Origin of the sequence: Streptomyces agglomeratus, from assembly GCF_001746415.1 — a bacterium.
GTDB lineage: Bacteria > Actinomycetota > Actinomycetes > Streptomycetales > Streptomycetaceae > Streptomyces > Streptomyces agglomeratus.
Genome location: NZ_MEHJ01000001.1, coordinates 3,037,451 through 3,057,074 on the forward strand (window position 1 = coordinate 3,037,451; position 19,624 = coordinate 3,057,074).

The following is a 19,624-nucleotide window of genomic DNA, read 5'->3' on the forward strand; positions in this document are numbered from 1 at the left end:
AGGAAACCCCTGAATCGGGATTTCCCTCTCTGCAAGGAGCGCGCGTGCTCACTGTTGGTGACCAGTTCCCCACGTACGACCTCACTGCCTGTGTCTCCCTGGAGACCGGCAAGGAGTTCGAGCAGATCAACCACAAGTCCTACGAGGGCAAGTGGCGCGTCGTCTTCGCGTGGCCCAAGGACTTCACCTTCGTCTGCCCCACCGAGATCGCCGCCTTCGGCAAGCTGAACGACGAGTTCGCCGACCGCGACGCGCAGATCCTCGGCTTCTCCGGTGACTCGGAGTTCGTGCACCACGCCTGGCGCAAGGACCACCCGGACCTGACCGACCTGCCGTTCCCGATGCTGGCCGACTCGAAGCACGAGCTCATGCGTGACCTCGGCATCGAGGGCGAGGACGGCTTCGCGCAGCGCGCCGTCTTCATCGTCGACCCGAACAACGAGATCCAGTTCACGATGGTGACCGCCGGTTCCGTGGGCCGTAACCCCAAGGAGGTCCTCCGGGTCCTCGACGCGCTCCAGACCGACGAGCTGTGCCCCTGCAACTGGACCAAGGGCGAGAACACCCTCGACCCGGTCGCCCTGCTGGCCGGTGAGTGACCCATGGCCCTCGACGAGCTGAAGTCCGCCGTACCGGACTACGCCAAGGACCTGCGCCTGAACCTCGGCTCGGTCATCGGCAACAGCGACCTCCCGCAGCAGCAGCTGTGGGGCACGGTCCTGGCCTGCGCGATCGCCTCGCGCTCGCCGAAGGTGCTGCGTGAGCTGGAGCCGGAGGCCAAGGCCAACCTCAAGCCCGAGGCGTACCAGGCCGCCAAGTCCGCCGCCGCGATCATGGCGATGAACAACGTCTTCTACCGCACGCGCCACCTGCTCTCCGACCCGGAGTACGGGACGCTGCGCGCCGGCCTGCGGATGAACGTCATCGGCAACCCCGGCGTGGAGAAGGTCGACTTCGAGCTGTGGTCGCTCGCGGTCTCCGCGATCAACGGCTGCGGCCAGTGCCTCGACTCGCACGAGCAGGTCCTGCGCAAGGCCGGCGTCGAGCGCGAGACGATCCAGGAAGCGATCAAGATCGCCTCGGTGATCCAGGCCGTCGGCGTCACGATCGACTCCGAAGCCCTCATGGCCGAGTAGTCAGCAGTACGTACGGGAAGGGCCCCGCGGACATCGCGTCCGCGGGGCCCTTCTCCGTTGGTACGTACGTCAGCTCCGGAGCGCGGCCATGAGGTCCCGCAGGTCCTCGACCATCAGGGGCGGAAGCGCGGACGTGTCCGGCTCCGGCGGCGGCTCTTCGAACTCGCCCTCGCCCTCGCCCTCGCCCTCGTAGTAGGACTCGTAACCGGGAGTGATGCCGAGTTCCAGCACCGCTCCGCCGTCGAGGACCACCAGTCGCGGGCCTTCCCACTCGGCGGGCGGCGGAATGAGGAACGCCTTCTCACCGAGGCCGTCCACGGCCTCCAGCCTGGCAGGCGCGCCGTCGCCCCAGCGGGGCTGACGGGCGAATGCTTCGAACTCCGCCTCCGGGTCGGCCTTCTTGTGCAGATGAGCGATGATCTGCACCTCGTAACTCGCCCTGAACTCGCCTTCGCGCGGCTTCACGTCCGGCACGAAGCTCAGGTCGCAGGTCACCCTGTCGAGGGCGCTGTGCTCGACCACCGCTTCGATGGGGTCGCCCGTTCTCTTCCCGAGGCTCAGCCGCAGCGCGTTCAGCTCCGCCTTCTCGCACAGCCCGTCCCCCACCCGGAAGCCCCGCGTGTCGACCACGGGCTGGGTCCCCGTCGCGTACAGCCCGCCCGCCCACACCGCCGAGGCGGCCACCGCGCCGCCTGCCGCCCACAGCCACGGCCTGCGGCCGCGCGGCGTGGCGGGGCGGTCCTCGCTCGTCGCGGTCCCGGGCTCGGGCCAGTCCGGAAAGTCCCCCACCATCTCCGGTTCGGAGATCATTCCGGTACCGCCGCCTTCTCGCCCGCATCGGCCGGCGCCGCAGCCGTCCGGGGAACCGGCGCCGCGTGCAGCGCCGCCTCCATGCTGTAGGCCCGCAGGTAACCGACCACGGTATTGGTCACCGCCACCAGCGGCACCGCCACCACCGCACCGCCGATACCGGCGACCAGGCCACCCGCCGCCACCGCGAGGACGACGGCCAGCGGGTGCACCCGCACCGCGCGGCCGAGGATGAACGGTTGGAGCACATGGCCCTCGATCTGCTGTACGGCCAGTACGACGACCAGCACCATCAGCGCCGTGAACACGCCCTGGGTCACCAGCGCCACGACCACCGCCAGGGCGCCCGACATGACCGCGCCGACGAGCGGGATGAAGGCGAACAGGAAGATGAAGACGGCGAGCGGCACGGCCATCGGTACGTCGAGGAACCAGATGCCGAGGCCGATGAAGATCGCGTCGATCAGCGCGACGATCACCGTGCCCCGCACGTACGCGGTGAGCGTGCGCCACGCGCGCGGCCCGGCGCCCGCGACGCCGGGCCGGGCCTGCGCGGGCACCAGCCTGAGCGTCCACTCCCAGATGCGCTTCCCGTCGTACAGCAGGAAGAGCGTCGAGAACATGGCGAGCAGCATGCCGGTGAGGAACTCGACCATCACGGTGACGCCCTGGAGGCCCGCCGAGGTGATCTCCTCGGTGTTGGTGCCGACCGCGTCGCTCAGGTTCTTCGCGACGTCGTTGATCTGGTCCTCGGTGACATGGAACGGGCTGTTGAGCAGCCAGCGCTTGAGCTCCTCGATGCCGTCCTTGAGGCGGTCGGAGAGGTTGTCGAGGTTCTCCATGACCTGCCACACCACGAACCAGCCGACCAGCCCCATGACGACGAAGCCGAGGACCGCCGTGACGGCGGTGGCGAGGCCGCGCGGCAGTCCCACCCGGCGCAGGCGGGCGACGGTGGGCTGGAGCATCGCGGTGACGAGCAGGGCCGCGACGAAGGCGAGGACCACCAGCTGTACGGCGCTGATGACCTTCATCAGCACCCAGAGGGTGCCCGCCAGTACGAGCAGCCGCCAGCCGGCCTCCGCCGCGACGCGCATCCCCCACGGGACGGCGGCGACGGGGTCGGGCCTGGCCGGGACGGCGGGCGCGTAGGCGGGCGGCGCGGGGACGTGGTCGACGCCCTCGCCCTCGACGCCCGGCCCGTACGACGTCCCGCCCGGGGCGGAGTCGGCGGATTCCGCCTCGGCCGCGGCGCGGCGCTCGTTCAGCAGCTCTCCCATCCGGGTGAGCTTGGCGCCCGTACGGCTGAGCCATCCCGGCCCTGGCTGTGGCTGTGTTGACATGTGGTTCTCTCTTCTCCCCGTCGCTCGCTCCCCCCGGGGAGGCATCGGACCCCGACGGTACACGCGCGGAGCCCCTCACCGTAGACGGTGAGGGGCTCCGCGAGGTTGAACGGTCACTGGGTCCTAGTACCAGTGATTGGCCTGCCAGAACGACCAGGCGCCGCACGGGCTGCCGTAGCGCTCGTCCATGTAGTTCAGGCCCCACTTGATCTGGGTGGCCGGGTTGGTCTGCCAGTCGGCGCCCGCGGACGACATCTTGGAGGCGGGAAGCGCCTGCACGAGGCCGTAGGCACCCGACGAGGGGTTGCTCGCCCGGTAGTTCCACGTGGACTCGTGGTTCACGATGTTGCTGAAGCACTGGAACTGGTCGCCGGGGACCATCTGCCGCGCCATGGCCTGGACCTCGGCGACGGTGTAGGAGCCCTGCGTGGCGAAGCTGGACGCGTCACGCGTCGCGGAGCGGCTCGCGGCGGTGGCCAGCTCCTCCTTCTCGCGCTCCTTGGCGTCGGCTTCGGCCTTCGCCTTGGCTTCGGCTTCCGCTTCTGCCTTGGCCTCCGCCTCGGCGGCTTCCTTCTTGGACTTCGCGTCCTTGGCGGCCTGAAGACGGGCCGCTTCCTCCGCGGACTTCTTCGCGGTCACGTCGGCGGCGAAGGCCTGTGCGTCGGCCTGCTGCGTCAGGGACGCGGTCTGTACCTGGGCCTGCTGGCCGGCAGGGATGTCTGCGAGGAGCGTCGTGTCGGCTGCGGTCGCCTCGAAGTTGTCGTTCGAGGGCTGAGTGTCGCCCGAGGCGACGCCCACAACGGCGCCGACAGTGGTGACCGCGGTAGCCGAAGCCACGGCGAATCCCCGGACCGAAATCCGGCTCACACGGTTTCCTTCCAGCAGTGCCCGCTCGGGTGACCTCGCGGACGCAATCGTGCCCCTGGCACTGGCCTCCCCCATCGCTGGGCAGTGGAGGCGCGGACCCGGTGGGCAACTCCTTGTTCAGGAGCGCCGCGTGTGACTCGGGCGGCATACGGCGACGGCTGTTGAGTTGTGTGGTGCTGCATCCCTGAAGATGCGGGTGTGCCGTATGCGGGGCCTGACGGAAGCAAGACTCTGCCGGAAGCGGACGCCGGGAAGCAATTCTCTGTTGCGTGTGAAAGCTCACACGCCGTTTGTGCCAGGAGTTTTACGGAAACTTGAGCGCAGCACGACGCCGCCCGGCTAGGATCCTGGGTTCCGCCGGGCGGCGCCAACTGCCTTTTCCCTCTTATGGGATCAGAGGTGTACGTCCTCCAGCATTTCGGTCACCAGCGCGGCGATCTGCGAGCGCTCCGAGCGGGTGAGGGTGACGTGGGCGAAGAGCGGATGCCCCTTCAACTTCTCGACGACGGCGACCACTCCGTCGTACCGGCCGACCCGCAGATTGTCGCGCTGGGCGACATCGTGGGTCAGCACCACCCGCGAATTCGCCCCGATCCGGGACAGAACGGTCAACAGGACGTTCCGTTCCAGTGACTGGGCCTCGTCCACGATCACGAACGCGTCGTGCAGCGAGCGGCCCCGGATGTGCGTGAGCGGCAGCACTTCGAGCATGCCGCGCCCCAGCACTTCCTCGATCACCTCGCGCCCGGCCACGGCCGACAGCGTGTCGAAGACCGCCTGCGCCCAGGGGCTCATCTTCTCGGACTCGGAACCCGGCAGGTAGCCGAGCTCCTGGCCGCCCACCGCGTACAGCGGCCGGAAGACCATCACCTTCTTGTGCTGCCGGCGCTCCAGCACGGCCTCCAGGCCCGCGCAGAGCGCCAGTGCCGACTTTCCGGTACCGGCCCGGCCGCCCATCGAGACGATCCCGACGTCCGGGTCGAGGAGCAGGTCGAGCGCTATCCGCTGTTCGGCGCTGCGGCCGTGGATGCCGAACGCCTCCCGGTCGCCGCGTACGAGCCTGACCATCCCCTCGGCGGTGACCCGGCCCAGCGCCTTGCCGCGCTCGGACTGGATCACCAGACCCGTATGTACGGGAAGGTCCGCGGCGGCCGGTTCGTACACCGTCTCCTCGGTGTAGAGCAGATCCACCTGCTCCGCCGTCAGGGGCAGTTCCGCCATCCCGGTCCAGCCGGAGTCGGTGATGGCGAGCTCGGCGCGGTACTCCTCGGCGAGCAGGCCGACCGAGGACGCCTTGATCCTCAGCGGCAGGTCTTTCGACACGACGGTTACGTCGAACCCCTCGGCCTGGAGGTTGCGTGCCACCGCCAGGATCCGTGAGTCGTTGTCCCCCAATCGATAGCCGGCCGGAAGCACGCCGGGATCGGAGTGGTTGAGCTCGACACGGAGCGTTCCGCCCAGGTCGCCCATCGGGATGGGGGCGTCGAGGCGTCCGTACCTGATCCGGCAGTCGTCGAGCAGGCGCAGGGCCTGACGGGCGAAGTAGCCGAGTTCCGGATGGTGCCTCTTGGCCTCCAACTCCGTGACCACGACGATCGGAAGCACTACTTCGTGCTCGTCGAAGCGGGACATGGCGTTCGGGTCGGCCAGCAGGACGCTGGTGTCGAGAACGTAGGTGCGCCTGTCTGGCATGCGGCGCTTTGTGCTGGTCACCACGGAAGGACGAACCCCCTTTTTGAACCCGCATGAGGTCGGGGTGCGACGGCGTCGCGAGCGGTGGGACCGGGCTCGGGCCACGATGCGCGGGCCGAGCTCCGGCCCTCCGCTTCGTCCACGCCCTGGGCGTGGTCGTCCTGGTGCAAAGGGCCTCCCGGGCGAGCGGACTTGCCGCTCACTGAGATACGACGTCCGTGGACCGGGCGTCGACCTGGAAGGGGTATTCCCTCGAACACCTGCCGTCATGCCATGGCATATGACATGTCGTTGAGCCGAGAACTGCCCGTAACCCTCCGGATGCCGGTGCGGGGGGTGGGTCAGGACCCGTAACGCCGGTGGCGAGCGGCGTAGTCGCGCAGGGCGCGCAGGAAGTCGACCTTGCGGAAGGCCGGCCAGAAGACTTCGCAGAAGTAGTACTCCGAGTGGGCGCTCTGCCAGAGCATGAAGCCCGAGAGCCGCTGCTCACCGCTGGTACGGATGACGAGGTCCGGGTCCGGCTGGCCGCGCGTGTAGAGGTGCTCGGAGATGTGTTCGACGTCGACGATCTCGGCGACCTCCTCCAGGGAGGTGCCCTTCCGCGCGTGCTCCAGCAGCAGCGAGCGCACCGCGTCCGCGATCTCCTGGCGGCCGCCGTAGCCCACGGCGACGTTGACGAGTATTCCCTCGTTGCCGACCGTGGCCTGCTCGGCCTCCTTGAGCACCGACTGGGTACGGGCGGGCAGCACGTCCAGCGTCCCGACATGGTGCACGCGCCAGCGGCCGTCGGCGGCGAGGTCACGCACCGCGCCCTCGATGATGCCGAGCAGCGGCGTCAGCTCGGCTTCCGCGCGGTCCAGGTTCTCGGTGGACAGCATCCAGAGCGTGACGACCTCGACGTCCGTCTCGGCACACCAGCCGAGCAGCTCCTGGATCTTGCTGGCGCCCGCCTTGTGGCCCTGCTCGGTGGTGCCGCCGGAGGCCTTGGCCCAGCGCCGGTTGCCGTCGAGGATCACGCCGATGTGCTTGGGCACCTGGTCGTGATCGAGGCGGCCTTCCACCCGGCGTGCGTAGAGCCTGTACACCAGGTCGCGCAGGTTCACTGGGTCTCACCTCATGGCGTCGTGCGGGTTCGGTACGTCCCTGGGACCATCCGGCACGCGCGGCTCCCCCAGCCGGGCACGTGCGGTCCCGAAGCGGCCACACTACTGCGCGGGCGTCTCGGCGGCCCAACCCGGTCTGTCACAAGTCCGTGATAAGGAGGGGAATGTGAATAATTCCCCTTCGTACCTCCCCGCCGGTGACCGCTACGACTCCATGGAGTACCGGCGCACCGGCCGCAGCGGGCTCAAGCTGCCCGCCCTTTCGCTCGGCCTGTGGCACAACTTCGGCGACGACCGCGCGCTGGACACGCAGCGCGCGATCCTGCGCCGCGCGTTCGACCTCGGCGTGACGCACTTCGACCTGGCCAACAACTACGGCCCGCCGGCCGGCTCCGCCGAGCTGAACTTCGGGAAGATCTTCGCGCAGGACTTCGCCCCCTACCGCGACGAACTGGTCATCTCCACGAAGGCCGGCTATCTGATGCACCCCGGTCCGTACGGCGAGTGGGGATCGCGCAAGTACCTGCTGTCGTCGCTCGACGCCTCGCTGACCCGGATGGGTCTGGACTACGTCGACATCTTCTACTCGCACCGCTTCGACCCGGAGACCCCGCTCGAGGAGACGATGGGCGCGCTGGCCACGGCGGTGCGCCAGGGGAAGGCGCTATACGCCGGCGTGTCGTCGTACAACGCCGAGCAGACGGCGGAGGCGGCCGGGCTGCTGCGGGACATGGGCGTACCCGCGCTGATCCACCAGCCGTCGTACTCGATGATCAACCGGTGGACGGAGGAAGACGGCCTGCTGGACACCCTGGAGGAGGCCGGCATGGGCTGCATCTCCTTCGTACCGCTCGCGCAGGGGCTGCTCACCGGCAAGTACCTGAACGGCATCCCGGAGGGCTCGCGCGCCACCCAGGGCAAGTCGCTCGACCCCGGTCTGCTGTCGGACGAGGTGGTACGCCGCCTCAACGGCCTGAACGACATCGCGCAGCGGCGCGGCCAGTCGCTGGCCCAGCTGGCGATCGCGTGGGTGCTGCGCGACCCGCGCATGACGTCGGCGCTGATCGGCGCGTCGAGCGTGCGGCAGCTGGAGGAGAACGTCGCGGCGCTCAACGGGCCCGCCCTGTCCGACGAAGAGCTGAAGGAGATCGACACCTTCGCGGTCGACACCGAGGGCACGAACATCTGGGCCGGGCGGGGCTGACGGCGCCGGTGCGACGGGTGGTCCGTGTGTGACGGCCGGGCCCCGCGCACAAAAAACGGGCCGGTCCGTGGGGGGATACGGACCGGCCCGAGGGGGGGTTTCCACCATAACCCTTCGTAAAGGGTGCTCGCGCCCGCGCCGTGCCGAAAGTCGCCCAGGATTTTTCCCGGCGCGCCTGCGAGCGGGCCCTGAGGCCAGTCGGCACTAGGGAAAATACGCTTCTGCGGCCCGCCGCCCGTCCCCCTCACGGGCTAATCGGGCGCGAGGAGCGGACTTGACGCTCCGCTTACGCGACGTCGCGCTGCTTGGCGCTCAGGATCTGTTCCATGTGCTCGTTCGCCCACGCGCCGAGCGGTGCGAGGGCCGCGTTGAGCCCCTGCCCCATCTCCGTGAGCGAGTACTCGACGCGGGGCGGGACCTCCCGGTACACCTCGCGGTGAACGATGCCGTCCGCCTCCAGCTCGCGCAGCTGCTGAATCAGCATCTTCTCGCTGACCCCGGGCACCTGGCGCCTCAGCCGGCCGAAGCGGAGCGTTCCCCCGTCGTCCAGTGCCCAGAGGATCAGCGCCTTCCACTTGCCGCCCACCACGTCCATCGCGGCGTCGAGGCCGCAGATGTAGGGCCCGGTGTCCTTGGCCACGGCCAACTCCATTGCTCCGTACGGACTGTCACTGACGGTCATCGACCATACGGGAGCCGGCGTCGGCGCAGCAGGGTCACTCCGTGAGCCGGGGCGCGGGGCGGCCGGAGGCGGCGCCGGGGCCGGGCGCGTCGCCGCCGCCGCGGGGACCGGGGTCCCCGCGGCGGCGGGCCGTACAGCGGCCGGGCCGGCGGGCTCAGTAGCGGAGTGCCGCCGCGACCCTGTGCGCGTCGGCCAGCGAGTCGTCCGGCACGAAGATGACCTCGCCGTCCGCCGACAGCACCGTCTCCACCAGCGAGTCGATGATGTCCTCCTCCGCGCCCGGCACGCCCGCCTCCTCCGGCTCCAGCAGCGTGAGGGTCGCCCGTTCCGCGCCCTCCACCGTGTCGGGCCGGGCCGTGACCCGCAGGCTCTCCTCGACCACGAGCAGCGCCACCCGGCCCTCACCCGCCGCCTGCCACACGTCCTGTACGCCCGCGGAGTAGCGCTTGCCGCTGCGGGCCTCGTCGAGTCCGCGCATCCCACGCTCCGTGTCGGCCTCGGCGAGGGCCCGGCGGGCGGGGGCCAGCTGGGCCGACATCTCCGCCGGCGTGGTGTTCGCCAGCCCGCCCACCTCCAGCTCGGCGGCGAGCGCCTGCCCGTGGTGGGTGACCTCGCGGTAGACCGAGATGTGCTTGCTGAGGCCGACAAGGATGACCGGCAGCGGGCTCGCCTGGAGCACCGCGGTGAGCTTCCTGTCGGCTTCCATGAGCATGTTCCGGAAGTCCTGGGTGGTCCACTGGCCCCCGTCCCGGCTGGGCGCCTTGTCGCGCTCGGCGCCCGACGAGATGACCGGGAAGCCGGACTTCTGGTCCTCGGCCACCTGATCGCCCTGCCCGCGCCACAGCCGCACCTCGCCCGTACTGAGCACGAGGACCAGGTACGGCCGCTCCCGCGCCTCCAGGGCGACCAGGTTGCGGGTGAGGTACGTCGTATTGATCACGATGCGCTCGGGCACGGACCCGCCGACGAGGAAGCTGCGGTGCTCCTCGGGCGAGGCGTAGACGATCAGGCCGTCACCGAAGTACTCCGGATCGAGCGCGTCGGCCGCGGCGGTCAGGTGCTGCGTCACCGCGGCAGCCTGCGCCTTCGAGACCTCCGGGTCGTCGGCGAGGCGCTTCTCGGCCTCGGTGAGCAGGTTGCGCAGGCGGATGTCGTCCTGCTGGCTCTCCGGCCAGTGCCGGTGCGTGGGCAGTGTGACCGACACCGCCGGGTACGGGCGGGGCTTGCGCAGTTCGGCGAGCAGTTCCGGGGTGGGGCGGGTCGGCTGCGTCATTCGGGCACTCCTGGCTGCGGCTGCGGCTGTGGATCGCGGGCAGGCGGCTTCCCGTGCCGCCCGTCCGTACGTGCGTGAGTTACGTGCGGTACATCCGATACGTGCGTCTCATGGCAACTTCTCACGATTGCGCGGATGGCGCGCGCTCTCGGCGCTGTCAGGCGGCAGAAGCCGCGAGTCCGCCCAGCAGCAGCCCGGCCAGCGTCCCGGTGATCATGAAGGGGCCGAACGGGATCGCGGTCCTGCGCCCGGCGCGCCGCAGGATCACCAGCCCGGCGCCGTACACCGCACCGAGCAGGAACCCGGCGAAAGCCCCGGCGAAGAACACGGGCCAGCCGTACCAGCCGAGGGCGGTCCCCAGGGCGACGGCCAGTTTGACGTCGCCGAAGCCCATGCCGTTGGGGTTGATCAGGAAGAGGACGAAGTAGCCGCCGCCGAGAGCGGCGCCGCCGAGCAGCGCACCGGGCCACGACCCGCCGTCGCCCGGCAGCAGCGCGGCCAGTCCGAGCAGGAGGGCGGCCGCGGCGGCGAGCGGCAGGGTCAGTACGTCGGGCAGCCGGTGCACGCGCAGGTCAACGACGGCCAGCAGCACCCCGAACGGTGCCAGCAGCAGCCACACACCCAGCTCGGGCCTGCCCCCGGTGCCGGCCGCGAGCAGGGCGCAGGCGAGGGCGGTGAGGACGGCGGGAACGACGGCGCGCGGGTACGGCGCGCCGTCGGACGGGAGGTCCGGCGCGCCGGCGTCTTCCGCTGCGCCGTCGGGAGTACGTACCGGAGCGGCCGCCCCCACCGCCGCCGCGCACCGGGCACACCGCGCGGTGCCGAGCCAGCCGCGCGCGGGCCCGGTGAACGGATGCCCGGCCGGGCACGCCGCGCGCCAGCCCTCCTCGGGCTCGACGGCGAGCCGGTAGGCGGCGCGGGGCACGAGCAGTCCGGTGAGGGCGCCCCAGAGGGCGGCGGCCGCGATCAGCGTGACGTACACGTGAGGAGCCTAGGGCGGCGCGGGGGCCGGGTCATGGGCCCGTGGGCCCAGAGACGTCCGGGGGTGGGCCCAGCACGGCGGGACGGGACTACCGTTCGGGGGCATGAGCGGCATGGGGCGATGGGCGGACGGGCCGGGGACGCTGACCGTGGAGGGCGGCCGGCCCGGCCCCGCACGGCCGCCCGTACCGGTCGAGATCGCGGTGTCCACGCGGGCGCGTACGCGGGGGCTCCTGGGCCGGGACGGAATCACCGGCGCACTGCTGCTGACCCCGGCGAGCAGCGTGCACACGTTCGGGATGCGCTTCGCGATCGATGTGGCGTACCTGGACAGGGGCTTGCGCGTGATCACCGTACGGACGATGCCCCCGGGCCGGCTGGGCCTGCCCCGGTTGCGGGCCCGGCACGTGCTGGAAGCGGAGGCGGGCGCGATGGAGGGGTGGGGGGTACGGGCGGGGGCCGTGCTGCGGGTGCGGGCGGGCGAGCGGACCTGAGGACCTCCCGTCCCCCCGGGCGGTTCCGGGTTCACTGCGCCACGGTCCCGGCCCGTACGCCGCTACTCCAGCGGGAGGGAAGCCGGGCCGCCCGCAACCGCAGCAACTCCACCCCCGTTCAGCGCCCCTACTCCTCCGGCCCGTACGGGACGTCCTCGGCGAGCCGGGGGTCGTAATACGTCACCCGCCATGCCTCCCCCAGTTGCCGCGCCAGCTCGCGTGCCAGCCCGGCGCCGCGCTCGGCGAAGGCCGCCTCGTCGCGTGGGTCCGGGAAGCCGGACGCCATGGGGTCGTCGCGGTCGAGGGTGGCGTCGTACGCGTCGCCCCAGCGCTCCAGCTCCTGCGCGAGGTTCCGGTCGACCGGCAGTTCGCCGGGCGCGACGTTGTCGCTGACGCCGTCGCTGCCGCGCACCCACACGGGGTGGCAGTCGTAGTCGGCGGCGAGCCGCACCTGACGTACGCCCCGCGCCCCACCTGCTGCGCCCACTCCACCCGCTGCACTCACACCTTCACCCATCTCACTGCCCCGCACTCTTGGGGTTGGCGCCCACGACGAACCCGTTGTTCCCCACCGTCACCGCCACCCTTCGCTTCTGTCCCTTGAACTCGACCTCGTAGACCGGCCGACCGTCCCCCTTGCCCTGCGTGCCGACCTTCTTGCCCTTGGTCGCAGCCTGCATCACCAGGTCGGGAATGTCCTCACGGGCGATTCCGCTGCGCTCGAAGTCGTCTGCGTGCTCTTCGATGATGTGCTTGAGGCCCGCCCGCGAGTTGCCCTCCTCCAGGAACACGATCTTCCCCTCCGCGTTGCGCTCGGCCCTGATGACCTTCTCCGGGTCGAACTTGACGCCCGTCTCTTTCATCTCGTCGAGGAGTTCCTTGTCCACGCAGTCGTTGTTGTGGACGAGCGCGTTCTGGCCGCCGACACCGACGTAATACGTGTGGATTCCCGCGACGGTGAGGTCGTGCGTCGTCTGCCGCCGGGTGTGGTGGGCGACAGCGACGACGGGCAGGGCCGCGCCGTCGGGGGCGCGGAGGCTCGCGCCCGGCCTGATGTCACCGGCGTCGGCCCAACGGTCCGCGCCGTGCGCGCCGTGCGCGCCGTGCGCGCCGTGGGCACCGTGCGCGCCGTGGGCACCGCCGCCGCTCAGCCAGAAGGGATGGGTGTCGGTGGCGGTGACGGTACGGAGTCCGGCCGCCGTCCGGACGGTCAGGCGGGTGAAGTGCTTGTCGTCGTACGTAGTGATCGTGTTCGTGACGCGGCGGCTGGTTGTCACCCCGCTGACGGGCTCCGTCACGGTGACACGGTCGCCGGCACGGACGCTCTCGATGGGGATACGGGTGCCGTCGGCGAGGAGCACCGGAGTACCGGGCGGGAAACTGTGCGCGGCGGCGCAGGTGATGGGCCGCTTGGCGGGCTGGTCCGGCTTCCCGGGTTCCTTCCCGTCGAGCTTGCGCCGCGCGTCGTCGAGTGCGTCCTGGGCGTCCTTGACGCGCTTGCGGTTCTTGACCAGGCCGGTGAGGCCCTCGTACAGATCGTCGCCGTGCTTCTTCAGCGTCCGTACGAGCTCGGCGGCCTTCTTCCACTTCCACGGCGCGCCGTATTTCGCCGCGAGCTTGCCGACGGCGCCGCCGACCAGGCTGGTCAGGACGTTGATGAGGGTGTCCGTGCAGGCTGCGGCGTTGCCTTTGGTGACGCAGTCGACGGCGTCGGTGATGCCGAGTTCCTCGGCCAGGATTCTGCCGAGTTCCTTTGCCGCCCGTTCGGCTTTCGCGGTGTCGCTCCGCTCGGCGTCCTTGGCGTCCTGGAGCTCCTTGAGTGCCTTCTCGTACGCGAGCCGCTCGGGCGACTTCGTACCGTCGCCGTCGGACACGGCCGTCTCGTCACGGCCTCGCCCACTCCCCTCGCCCTGCCCGTCACCGTCGCCACGCCCACGCGCGTCGTCCCGCCCACGTGCGTCGTCGCCCGTCCGGCGGTCGCCGGCGGCGCCGTCCCCGCCCGGGCCCCCGCAGTCGCCGCCTCCGGTGACCCGGCACACCGCCGCGCCCACCTGCTGGGAGATCGTCTGCCCGAGACCGGTGGCGACCAGCGTGGCGATGATGGCGGCGACCACCAGCACGAGTCCGGCGTACTCCAGCGTCGTCTGCCCCGACTGCGCTTTGCGCAGCCCCAACAGGCGTGCTCCGGTACGTGGTTGACGACTGCCGCGGACCCGCCGGAGGTGGAGTGCCATGCCGGTGACCGTACGGAACACCCGTGCGCGGGGCATGGGCCCACGGGCCCAACCCGGGCTCAATCGCGCCGGAGCCGGTGGGGCGGGCTCAGGGCAGTTTGGCTGCCTGGGCCGTGGCGAGCCGGGCGGGAATCTCGGGCGTCCCGGCGTCGACGAAGTTGGCGGCGTAGAAGATGACGACCGTCGATCCGGACCGTACGAGCTGGAAGACGAGCGGCACCTTGGTGCCCTCGAAGGAGCCGGTGACCTGGTAGGCGAGGGCTTCCTGCCCGGCCTCGGGTGCGGGCAGTCGCTCCACCCGGGTGTACGTCGAGGGGCCGTCGCCACCCGTGGTCCTGAAACCGCCGGCGCACGCCCCGACGGCCTTGCTGACGCCTCGGAGGACCTGCGCCGCGCCGGTGGCGCGCGGGTACGAGGTGAGGATCTCGGTGACTACCGTCTGATCGTCCCTGTCCTCCTCCGACTCGTCCATGAGCGTGCGCAGGACGGTGGCGGACGGGCTGGGCTGGGGGGCGCCGTTGATGACGTCGGCGAGCGCCTGGCACTCGGGCTGCTCGGCGCGCTCGCTACCGGTCTCGCCGCCGCCCGCCATCGGAGCGACGGCGAAGCCGGGTACGTCGCCGCTCGCGAGGGCGACTCTCTTCAACTCACCCTCGCTGAGGGTCTCACCGGTACTCCTGACGGACTCGCCGCCTGCGGAGGAGACGGCGGGCTTCTCCTTGCCCGCCTGGTCATCGGCGGCAGCGTCGCCGCTGGACGCCCCGCCGCACGCGGCCGTGAGGCACAGGACTGCCGCTGCTGTGGCGGCGGTCGCCGCCCGCCGAGCCGAACGAGCCTTCACGTCTCACCGCTCCCGTACGTACGACTCCGGACACACGCACGGTAACAACGATCCGGCTCCCGCACCTGGGCCCAGGGGCCCACGGTGCCTGTGCGGAACGCGAGTTGTCCACAGGGGTCGCGGGCGCGTGGGGTGGCTTGGGACCCTCGATGCATGACGAGCACCACGGGGGAACCGGTCTCGCTGAACGCAACGACACCACTGGCACTCCTGACGCCACCGACGCCACCGACGCCACCGACAGCGTTAGCCACACTGACTACTCCAACCACCTCAGCCACTCTGATCGCATTGACCGCACTGGCCCGTCGCCAGCGCGGCGTTCTGCTGACCCGCCAGGCCACGGACATGGGCTGGACACCGGCCCGTCTCCATCGCGCCCTGAAACGGGACGGCTGGACCCAGGTCCGGCACGGCAGCTGGGCGGAGCCCGGTCTGGTGGTCGACAGGACGGTGCGGTTGCGGGCGCTCCAACTCGCGCACCCGCGACTGGTCGCGAGCCACCGGACGGCGGCGTGGGTGCACGGGATCGAGTTGCTGCTGAGCGGGAGTACCGAGGAGCCGGGACTGGAGCTCACGACCGCCGCGAACACGTCGGTCGCGTTGCCGCCGCGTTCCCGCGTCCACCGGGCGGCTTTGCCCGAGGGAGCTACGGCGTACGTCTCCGGCATTCGCGTCACCACGGTCACCCGCACGCTTGCGGATCTGCTGCGGTCGAGCTCTCGGGAAGAGGCACTGGTCGCTGTCGAGTCAGCGGTGTCGATCCGCCCGCCGGGGACCGATCCGGGGGTGAGCCGTCCAGCCTTCACGCACCTGGGAGCGATCGCTGCGGCTCTGGAGGCCGGTCCCCGGCGCGGGCTGCGTACGGGGCGTGCCCGGCTCGGGCTCGCGGACAGGCGGAGTGGTTCGCCCGCCGAGACGGTGGCCCGCCTGCACATACACGAAGCGGGCTTGCACCCCGAGCCGCAGGCCCAGGTCAGGCCCTTGGGCGGCAGGCGGCTTTCGGTGGACTTCCTGTTCCGGGCGGAGGGCGTGGCCGTCGAGATCGAGGGATACGCGTACCACGGCGACCGGGCCGCCCACGACAGAGACGTCCGCCGCTTCAACGACCTCGCCCTGTGCCAACTGATCCGAAGAACGCTGCGCTTCACGGCAATGGACGTCTACCGCCGTCCGGAGGCGATGATCGAGGACATCCGCAGGGCGCTGACGCTCGCCAGAGGATGAGCCGGAACCGATTGACGCCTTCCAGTAAACACCCCGCTCATGTGCCCCACGCAGTGGCGGTGGTTGTGCCGCGCGCCGGCTGCGAAGCCCGCTTCGGAGGGGGAAAACGCGACTAACCCGGAACTTGACGCTTCCCAGCCCCTCTCCAGCCACATCCGTCACAGTCGTATCGCTTCCAGCCCTCACGGGAGCGTTTCCTTCCGACCGGCGGCATGACAGCGCCGGGACGACGAGCCGGTGTGACGGGTGTGGCTGGTGCGAGTGGTACGGCCGAACAGGCCGCCGTCGCGGGAGCATCGAACCGCACCGCCGTCCCGGCGATCACGGCAACCCTGTCGCGCCCGGTCCGCATTGTCATGGGTCCGCAGGTCGCCCGAGCGGTCGGCCACCTGTCGGGCCGGGGTGTGCTGTGCGTGGGATGGGGACGGCCAACCAACGGCCGTCGCCGCACCCGCTGAGCCAGGGGCCGAGCCACCCCAAAACCGACCGCGCCCCACTCACCGATCCCGCCGCCCGGCAACGAGAGCGCGGCCACTCCCCGAGCCGTTCCCGTGGGCTCCCCCGGGGGCCGCCCCCCAGAAGCATTGCGGCGGAGGTTCGGCGGTCAAGGGTGGAGCGAAGCGCAATCGCCGTAGGCGACGCGACGCAGGAGCGCCCTTGAGGGCCGGGCCTCCGACGCCAACCTTGGTCAAGGCGGCCCCCACGCCAGAAGCAACCAACGCCCCAGGCCCGTCGAAGCCCCCGCTCACCACCACCCGCCGCCTGTCCACTGGCCGGCCGGTGCGGTGGGAATGCGGCCGGTGTCGTGGAACGAGCCGACGCCCACGGAACCGGCCCGGCAGTCGGTACGCCGGTCGCCGCCTTGGAACTCGACGGCGAGTGGGCCGACCGCGCCTCCCACCCCACCCCACCCCACCCCACCCCACCTCACCCCACCTCACCTCACCCCACCTCACCTCACCCGGGCGGCGCGGTCACAGCCGCCAGCTGCGGCCGCTTCGCCGTACGCCCGTCACCGGAGGACCGGCCGCGCAAGCGTCGGCCGATCCAGGGGCCCAGGTGGGCGGCGACCCAGTGGAGTTCGGCACGAGCAGCCCGCAAACCGGCGAAGGCGGGCTCCGTAGGCAACGGCAGCGGGTGCGCCCAGGCGGCGTCGGCGCCGGGGAGCCCGAGGCTGTGGGCCGCGGCGGACGCGAAGCGTTCGTGGCCGAGGGGACTCAGGTGGAGCCGATCCGCTGTCCAGACGCGCGGGTCGACGGCGAAGGGGTGCTCAGCGATTTCGACGACCACAGCACCGTGGCGGGCGGCGGCCTCGCGGATGGCCGCGTTGAGGGCGTACATGCGCGGCCGCAACGGCCGTGCGAGCGGCGCGACCTTCCCGATGTCGGGGAACGTGACCGTCACGACCCGGGTCCCCGTTTCGGTGAGGGCGGCGAACATCGCCTCAAGGTGTCCGACCACTTCCGCAGTGTCGAACTTCGGCCGCATCAGGTCGTTGACCCCGGCGACGACGGTCGCGAGGTCGGGGCGCAGAGCCACGGCCGGCGCGAGCTGCTCGGCGCGGACCTGGCCGGCGAGGCGTCCGCGTACAGCCAGGTTGGCGTACTGGAGCCGGGGGTTCGCGGCCGCGAGGTGTTCGGCGAGGCGGTCGGCCCAGCCCTTCAGCCCCGTGACGTCGTCGCCGTCACCCAGGCCCTCGGTCTGGCTGTCCCCCAGGGCGACGTAACGCTCGTACGTCACGCTCTCACCGCTCGGCATGGACCGCCCGCCTCTCGCGCAGGACGGCCGCGACCCGCAGCCCCCACTCCTTGTTCTCCTGCTCCAGCGCCAGGCCGCGCAGGCAGGTGAGGTACGGGCCGATGCGTTCGCCCCGGCGCAGGAATTCCGCTTCGTCCAGCTCGCCGCGCATCTTGCGGAGCAGCTTGCCGAACAGCTCGATCTTGGCCTCGGCGACCGATGCCCGCTCCTCCAGCTGTTCGATCAACGGGCCGGTGTCGACACAGTCGGCGGCCTGCACTTTGACCAGCAGGTCGTCGCGAATGAAGGAGGGCTTCGACGGTGTGGCGGCGAAGGCTTCGAGCTCGGCGAGACCGGCTTCGGTGACGCGGAAGAGGCGCTTGTTCGGACGCGTCTCCTGGACGACTTGCCGGCCTGCGACCAGGCCCTCCTTCTCCAGCTTGGTCAGCTCGGCGTAGAGCTGCTGGGGGAGGGCATGCCAGAAGTTCGCGACGCCGATGTCGAACGCCTTGGCCAACTGGTACCCGCTGTATTCGCCGCCACTGCCGCTGCCGTCACCTTCCAGCAGCGCGGCCAGTACGGCGTGTCGCAAAGCCATCGACGCGGTCCCCCTTCCTTTTCGTCGTATGTTCCCTCACCATCATAGTCAAGAAAGTGACTAGTCAGATTGATGAGTATAGCCATGGAGAGGATCGCCCCATGAAGACCGAGACTGCCGGAACCACCAAACCCACCGAACCCACCAACCTCACTGCACCCACCGCCACCGCCACCGCCACCGCCACCGCCACCGCCCAGCGCTTCCGGGCAGCCGTGGAGAAGGAAGACCTGGCCGCGCTGGAGGGACTGTTCGCGGAGGACGTCCGCCTCTACAGCCCGGTGAAGTTCCGGCCGTTCGAGGGCAAACCGATGGTGATGGGGCTCTTCGGCGTCCTACTGCGCACTTTCGAGGACTTCCGTTACGTCGGCGAGTACGACGGCACGGCGGAAACCAGCGCCGACGGCAGCGAGGCCCCCTCGGCGGTCCTGGCCTTCCGCAGCACGGTGAACGGGAAGGCGATCCACGGCATCGACCTGCTGCACTTCGACGAGGCCGGGCTGATCAAGGAGTTCACGGTGATGGTGCGCCCGCAGTCGGCGGTACACGCACTGGGCGAGGCGGTACTGGCCGGCCTGGTGGCCGACGGCCTCGCTCCGGGGCCCGCCGAGAACTGAGCGGACGAGCTAAGGACGCACGGCAGCTTGGGCGGCCGGGTCACAGGGGGTCGAGTGCCCTGAGACCCGGCCGGACGGATGGCATACGGCCGGGCGGACGTACACACGGACGGCCCGCCAAACGAACGCGGGCTTCAGCTCTGGCTACCGGAGACTTCGCCACGCGGGAACGAGACCTCGACGCGGCGGTTCTTCTTACGGCCTTCTTCCGAGTCGTTGTCGGCAATCGGGTAGTCCTCGCTGTATCCGCGGATCTCGAAAGTGACGCTGGAGTCGAGTGACTTGTTCAGCTCCTGCTGCACGGCGTCCGCGCGCTTCTTGGACAGGACCTTGCCGTGCTCGTACGAGCCGAGGTCATCGGTGAAGCCGAAGACGCGGATCTTGGTGGCCTTCTGGGCGAGGATCTCTTCGGCGATGGCCTTGATGCGGGACGCGGCTTCCAAGTTGAGCTTTGCACTGTCCTTGCCGAAGAGCACCTCGGCCTGAAGCGCGAACTTGACGTCGGAGTTCGTGTCCTCGCGCCGCTCCTCGCCCCCGAGGTCTTCGACGACGGACTTGATGTCGATGACGCGGGCGGGCGCGAGTGTCGCCCCGTCACCCAGCTTTAGCCCCGGCGAGTTGGGGTCGACATCGGGGGGCGGCGACGTGGTGGTGCTGCCGGGTGGTGCGCTTGGTGACGGCTCGGAGTGAGCACTCGTGGCGACGAGGCCGGTGACCAGCAACGCCGCTGCCAGCGTTAGCGAAGCCCGGCAGGCGGACTGACTGGGCGAGAATGTGTGTGACAT

At 70.6% G+C, this 19,624-nt stretch carries 20 protein-coding genes; 6 read left to right on the top strand and 14 right to left on the bottom strand.

Annotated features, from left to right (window positions below; translation table 11 throughout):
• Positions 1-44: 44 nt before the first annotated feature.
• Both AS594_RS12780 and AS594_RS12785 read left to right on the top strand, forming a co-directional pair.
• Positions 45-599: a peroxiredoxin gene (locus AS594_RS12780; protein ID WP_028813086.1), complete on the top strand. Its 555-nt coding sequence runs from the start codon at positions 45-47 to the stop codon at positions 597-599.
• A 3-nt stretch (positions 600-602) separates the two neighbouring features.
• A complete protein-coding gene (locus AS594_RS12785) occupies positions 603-1,136 on the top strand; it encodes an alkyl hydroperoxide reductase (RefSeq protein ID WP_069927157.1) in 534 nt (177 codons plus the stop codon).
• Positions 1,137-1,205: 69 nt separating this feature from the next.
• Here the strand turns inward: AS594_RS12785 and AS594_RS12790 are convergent, their stop codons facing one another.
• The 5 genes from AS594_RS12790 to AS594_RS12810 form a co-directional block, all read right to left on the bottom strand.
• Entirely contained in the window at positions 1,206-1,946 is a 741-nt protein-coding gene (locus AS594_RS12790; protein WP_069935094.1) for a hypothetical protein, read from the bottom strand.
• On the bottom strand, positions 1,943-3,289 hold the full coding sequence (locus AS594_RS12795) for an AI-2E family transporter (RefSeq protein WP_069935095.1): 1,347 nt from the start codon (positions 3,287-3,289) through the stop codon (positions 1,943-1,945). The genes AS594_RS12790 and AS594_RS12795 overlap by 4 nt, the downstream gene beginning before the upstream one ends.
• Before the next feature lie 123 nt (positions 3,290-3,412).
• The gene (locus AS594_RS12800; protein WP_069927160.1) at positions 3,413-4,156 is read right to left on the bottom strand and encodes an aggregation-promoting factor C-terminal-like domain-containing protein; all 744 of its coding nucleotides are present in this window, start codon (positions 4,154-4,156) and stop codon (positions 3,413-3,415) included.
• Between the two features lie 393 nt (positions 4,157-4,549).
• Complete coding sequence (locus tag AS594_RS12805; RefSeq protein ID WP_069927161.1) at positions 4,550-5,872, bottom strand: PhoH family protein; 1,323 nt, start codon at positions 5,870-5,872, stop codon at positions 4,550-4,552.
• 317 nt (positions 5,873-6,189) lie between these two features.
• Positions 6,190-6,951, bottom strand: a complete 762-nt coding sequence (locus tag AS594_RS12810; RefSeq protein WP_069927162.1) for an isoprenyl transferase — start codon at positions 6,949-6,951, stop codon at positions 6,190-6,192.
• 166 nt (positions 6,952-7,117) lie between these two features.
• Here AS594_RS12810 and mgrA point away from each other — a divergent pair, with 166 nt between their 5' ends.
• A complete protein-coding gene (gene mgrA / locus AS594_RS12815; protein ID WP_069935096.1) occupies positions 7,118-8,155 on the top strand; it encodes an L-glyceraldehyde 3-phosphate reductase in 1,038 nt (345 codons plus the stop codon).
• A 286-nt stretch (positions 8,156-8,441) separates the two neighbouring features.
• On the opposite strand, the gene AS594_RS12820 is transcribed toward mgrA, so the two are convergent.
• The 3 genes from AS594_RS12820 to AS594_RS12830 all read right to left on the bottom strand — a co-directional run bounded on the left by AS594_RS12820 (position 8,442) and on the right by AS594_RS12830 (position 11,092).
• The gene (locus AS594_RS12820) at positions 8,442-8,837 is read right to left on the bottom strand and encodes a winged helix-turn-helix transcriptional regulator (RefSeq protein WP_420877781.1); all 396 of its coding nucleotides are present in this window, start codon (positions 8,835-8,837) and stop codon (positions 8,442-8,444) included.
• 154 nt (positions 8,838-8,991) lie between these two features.
• On the bottom strand, positions 8,992-10,110 hold the full coding sequence (locus tag AS594_RS12825; protein WP_069932963.1) for a baeRF3 domain-containing protein: 1,119 nt from the start codon (positions 10,108-10,110) through the stop codon (positions 8,992-8,994).
• 157 nt (positions 10,111-10,267) lie between these two features.
• Positions 10,268-11,092, bottom strand: coding sequence for a prepilin peptidase (locus tag AS594_RS12830; RefSeq protein ID WP_069932962.1), 825 nt, complete (start codon positions 11,090-11,092; stop codon positions 10,268-10,270).
• Positions 11,093-11,204: 112 nt separating this feature from the next.
• On the opposite strand from AS594_RS12830, the gene AS594_RS12835 reads away from it, so the two are divergent.
• On the top strand, positions 11,205-11,585 hold the full coding sequence (locus AS594_RS12835) for a DUF192 domain-containing protein (protein WP_069932961.1): 381 nt from the start codon (positions 11,205-11,207) through the stop codon (positions 11,583-11,585).
• 127 nt (positions 11,586-11,712) lie between these two features.
• On the opposite strand, the gene AS594_RS12840 is transcribed toward AS594_RS12835, so the two are convergent.
• The 3 genes from AS594_RS12840 to AS594_RS12850 form a co-directional block, all read right to left on the bottom strand.
• On the bottom strand, positions 11,713-12,090 hold the full coding sequence (locus AS594_RS12840) for a hypothetical protein (RefSeq protein WP_141746848.1): 378 nt from the start codon (positions 12,088-12,090) through the stop codon (positions 11,713-11,715).
• 13 nt (positions 12,091-12,103) lie between these two features.
• Entirely contained in the window at positions 12,104-13,819 is a 1,716-nt protein-coding gene (locus AS594_RS45395; RefSeq protein ID WP_206281714.1) for a hypothetical protein, read from the bottom strand.
• Between the two features lie 88 nt (positions 13,820-13,907).
• Positions 13,908-14,660 carry a sensor domain-containing protein gene (locus tag AS594_RS12850; RefSeq protein WP_069932958.1) on the bottom strand — a complete coding sequence of 251 codons (753 nt, stop codon included), beginning with the start codon at positions 14,658-14,660 and terminating at the stop codon, positions 13,908-13,910.
• Between the two features lie 291 nt (positions 14,661-14,951).
• Between AS594_RS12850 and AS594_RS12855 the strand changes: the two genes are divergently transcribed.
• Positions 14,952-15,887, top strand: a complete 936-nt coding sequence (locus AS594_RS12855) for a PDDEXK family nuclease (protein ID WP_079149152.1) — start codon at positions 14,952-14,954, stop codon at positions 15,885-15,887.
• Positions 15,888-16,844: 957 nt separating this feature from the next.
• Here AS594_RS12855 and AS594_RS12860 read toward each other — a convergent pair.
• Positions 16,845-17,645: an SGNH/GDSL hydrolase family protein gene (locus AS594_RS12860; RefSeq protein WP_069932957.1), complete on the bottom strand. Its 801-nt coding sequence runs from the start codon at positions 17,643-17,645 to the stop codon at positions 16,845-16,847.
• Positions 17,632-18,222, bottom strand: coding sequence for a PadR family transcriptional regulator (locus AS594_RS12865; protein ID WP_069932956.1), 591 nt, complete (start codon positions 18,220-18,222; stop codon positions 17,632-17,634). The genes AS594_RS12860 and AS594_RS12865 overlap by 14 nt, the downstream gene beginning before the upstream one ends.
• Before the next feature lie 101 nt (positions 18,223-18,323).
• Between AS594_RS12865 and AS594_RS12870 the strand changes: the two genes are divergently transcribed.
• Entirely contained in the window at positions 18,324-18,839 is a 516-nt protein-coding gene (locus tag AS594_RS12870) for a nuclear transport factor 2 family protein (RefSeq protein WP_079148704.1), read from the top strand.
• A gap of 134 nt (positions 18,840-18,973) precedes the next feature.
• Here AS594_RS12870 and AS594_RS12875 read toward each other — a convergent pair whose 3' ends face one another.
• Positions 18,974-19,624 carry an OmpA family protein gene (locus AS594_RS12875; RefSeq protein WP_069932955.1) on the bottom strand — a complete coding sequence of 217 codons (651 nt, stop codon included), beginning with the start codon at positions 19,622-19,624 and terminating at the stop codon, positions 18,974-18,976.

Bases quoted from the DNA above. Each gene is read 5' to 3' on its own strand.
- AS594_RS12785 (WP_069927157.1), top strand. From the start codon at position 603: ATGGCCCTCGACGAGCTGAAGTCCGCCGTACCGGACTACGCCAAGGAC.
- AS594_RS12790 (WP_069935094.1), bottom strand. From the start codon at position 1,946: ATGATCTCCGAACCGGAGATGGTGGGGGACTTTCCGGACTGGCCCGAG.
- AS594_RS12795 (WP_069935095.1), bottom strand. From the start codon at position 3,289: ATGTCAACACAGCCACAGCCAGGGCCGGGATGGCTCAGCCGTACGGGC.
- AS594_RS12820 (WP_420877781.1), bottom strand. From the start codon at position 8,837: ATGACCGTCAGTGACAGTCCGTACGGAGCAATGGAGTTGGCCGTGGCC.
- AS594_RS12825 (WP_069932963.1), bottom strand. From the start codon at position 10,110: ATGACGCAGCCGACCCGCCCCACCCCGGAACTGCTCGCCGAACTGCGC.
- AS594_RS12835 (WP_069932961.1), top strand. From the start codon at position 11,205: ATGGGGCGATGGGCGGACGGGCCGGGGACGCTGACCGTGGAGGGCGGC.
- AS594_RS45395 (WP_206281714.1), bottom strand. From the start codon at position 13,819: ATGGCACTCCACCTCCGGCGGGTCCGCGGCAGTCGTCAACCACGTACC.
- AS594_RS12860 (WP_069932957.1), bottom strand. From the start codon at position 17,645: ATGCCGAGCGGTGAGAGCGTGACGTACGAGCGTTACGTCGCCCTGGGG.
- AS594_RS12865 (WP_069932956.1), bottom strand. From the start codon at position 18,222: ATGGCTTTGCGACACGCCGTACTGGCCGCGCTGCTGGAAGGTGACGGC.
- AS594_RS12870 (WP_079148704.1), top strand. From the start codon at position 18,324: ATGAAGACCGAGACTGCCGGAACCACCAAACCCACCGAACCCACCAAC.
- AS594_RS12875 (WP_069932955.1), bottom strand. From the start codon at position 19,624: ATGTCACACACATTCTCGCCCAGTCAGTCCGCCTGCCGGGCTTCGCTA.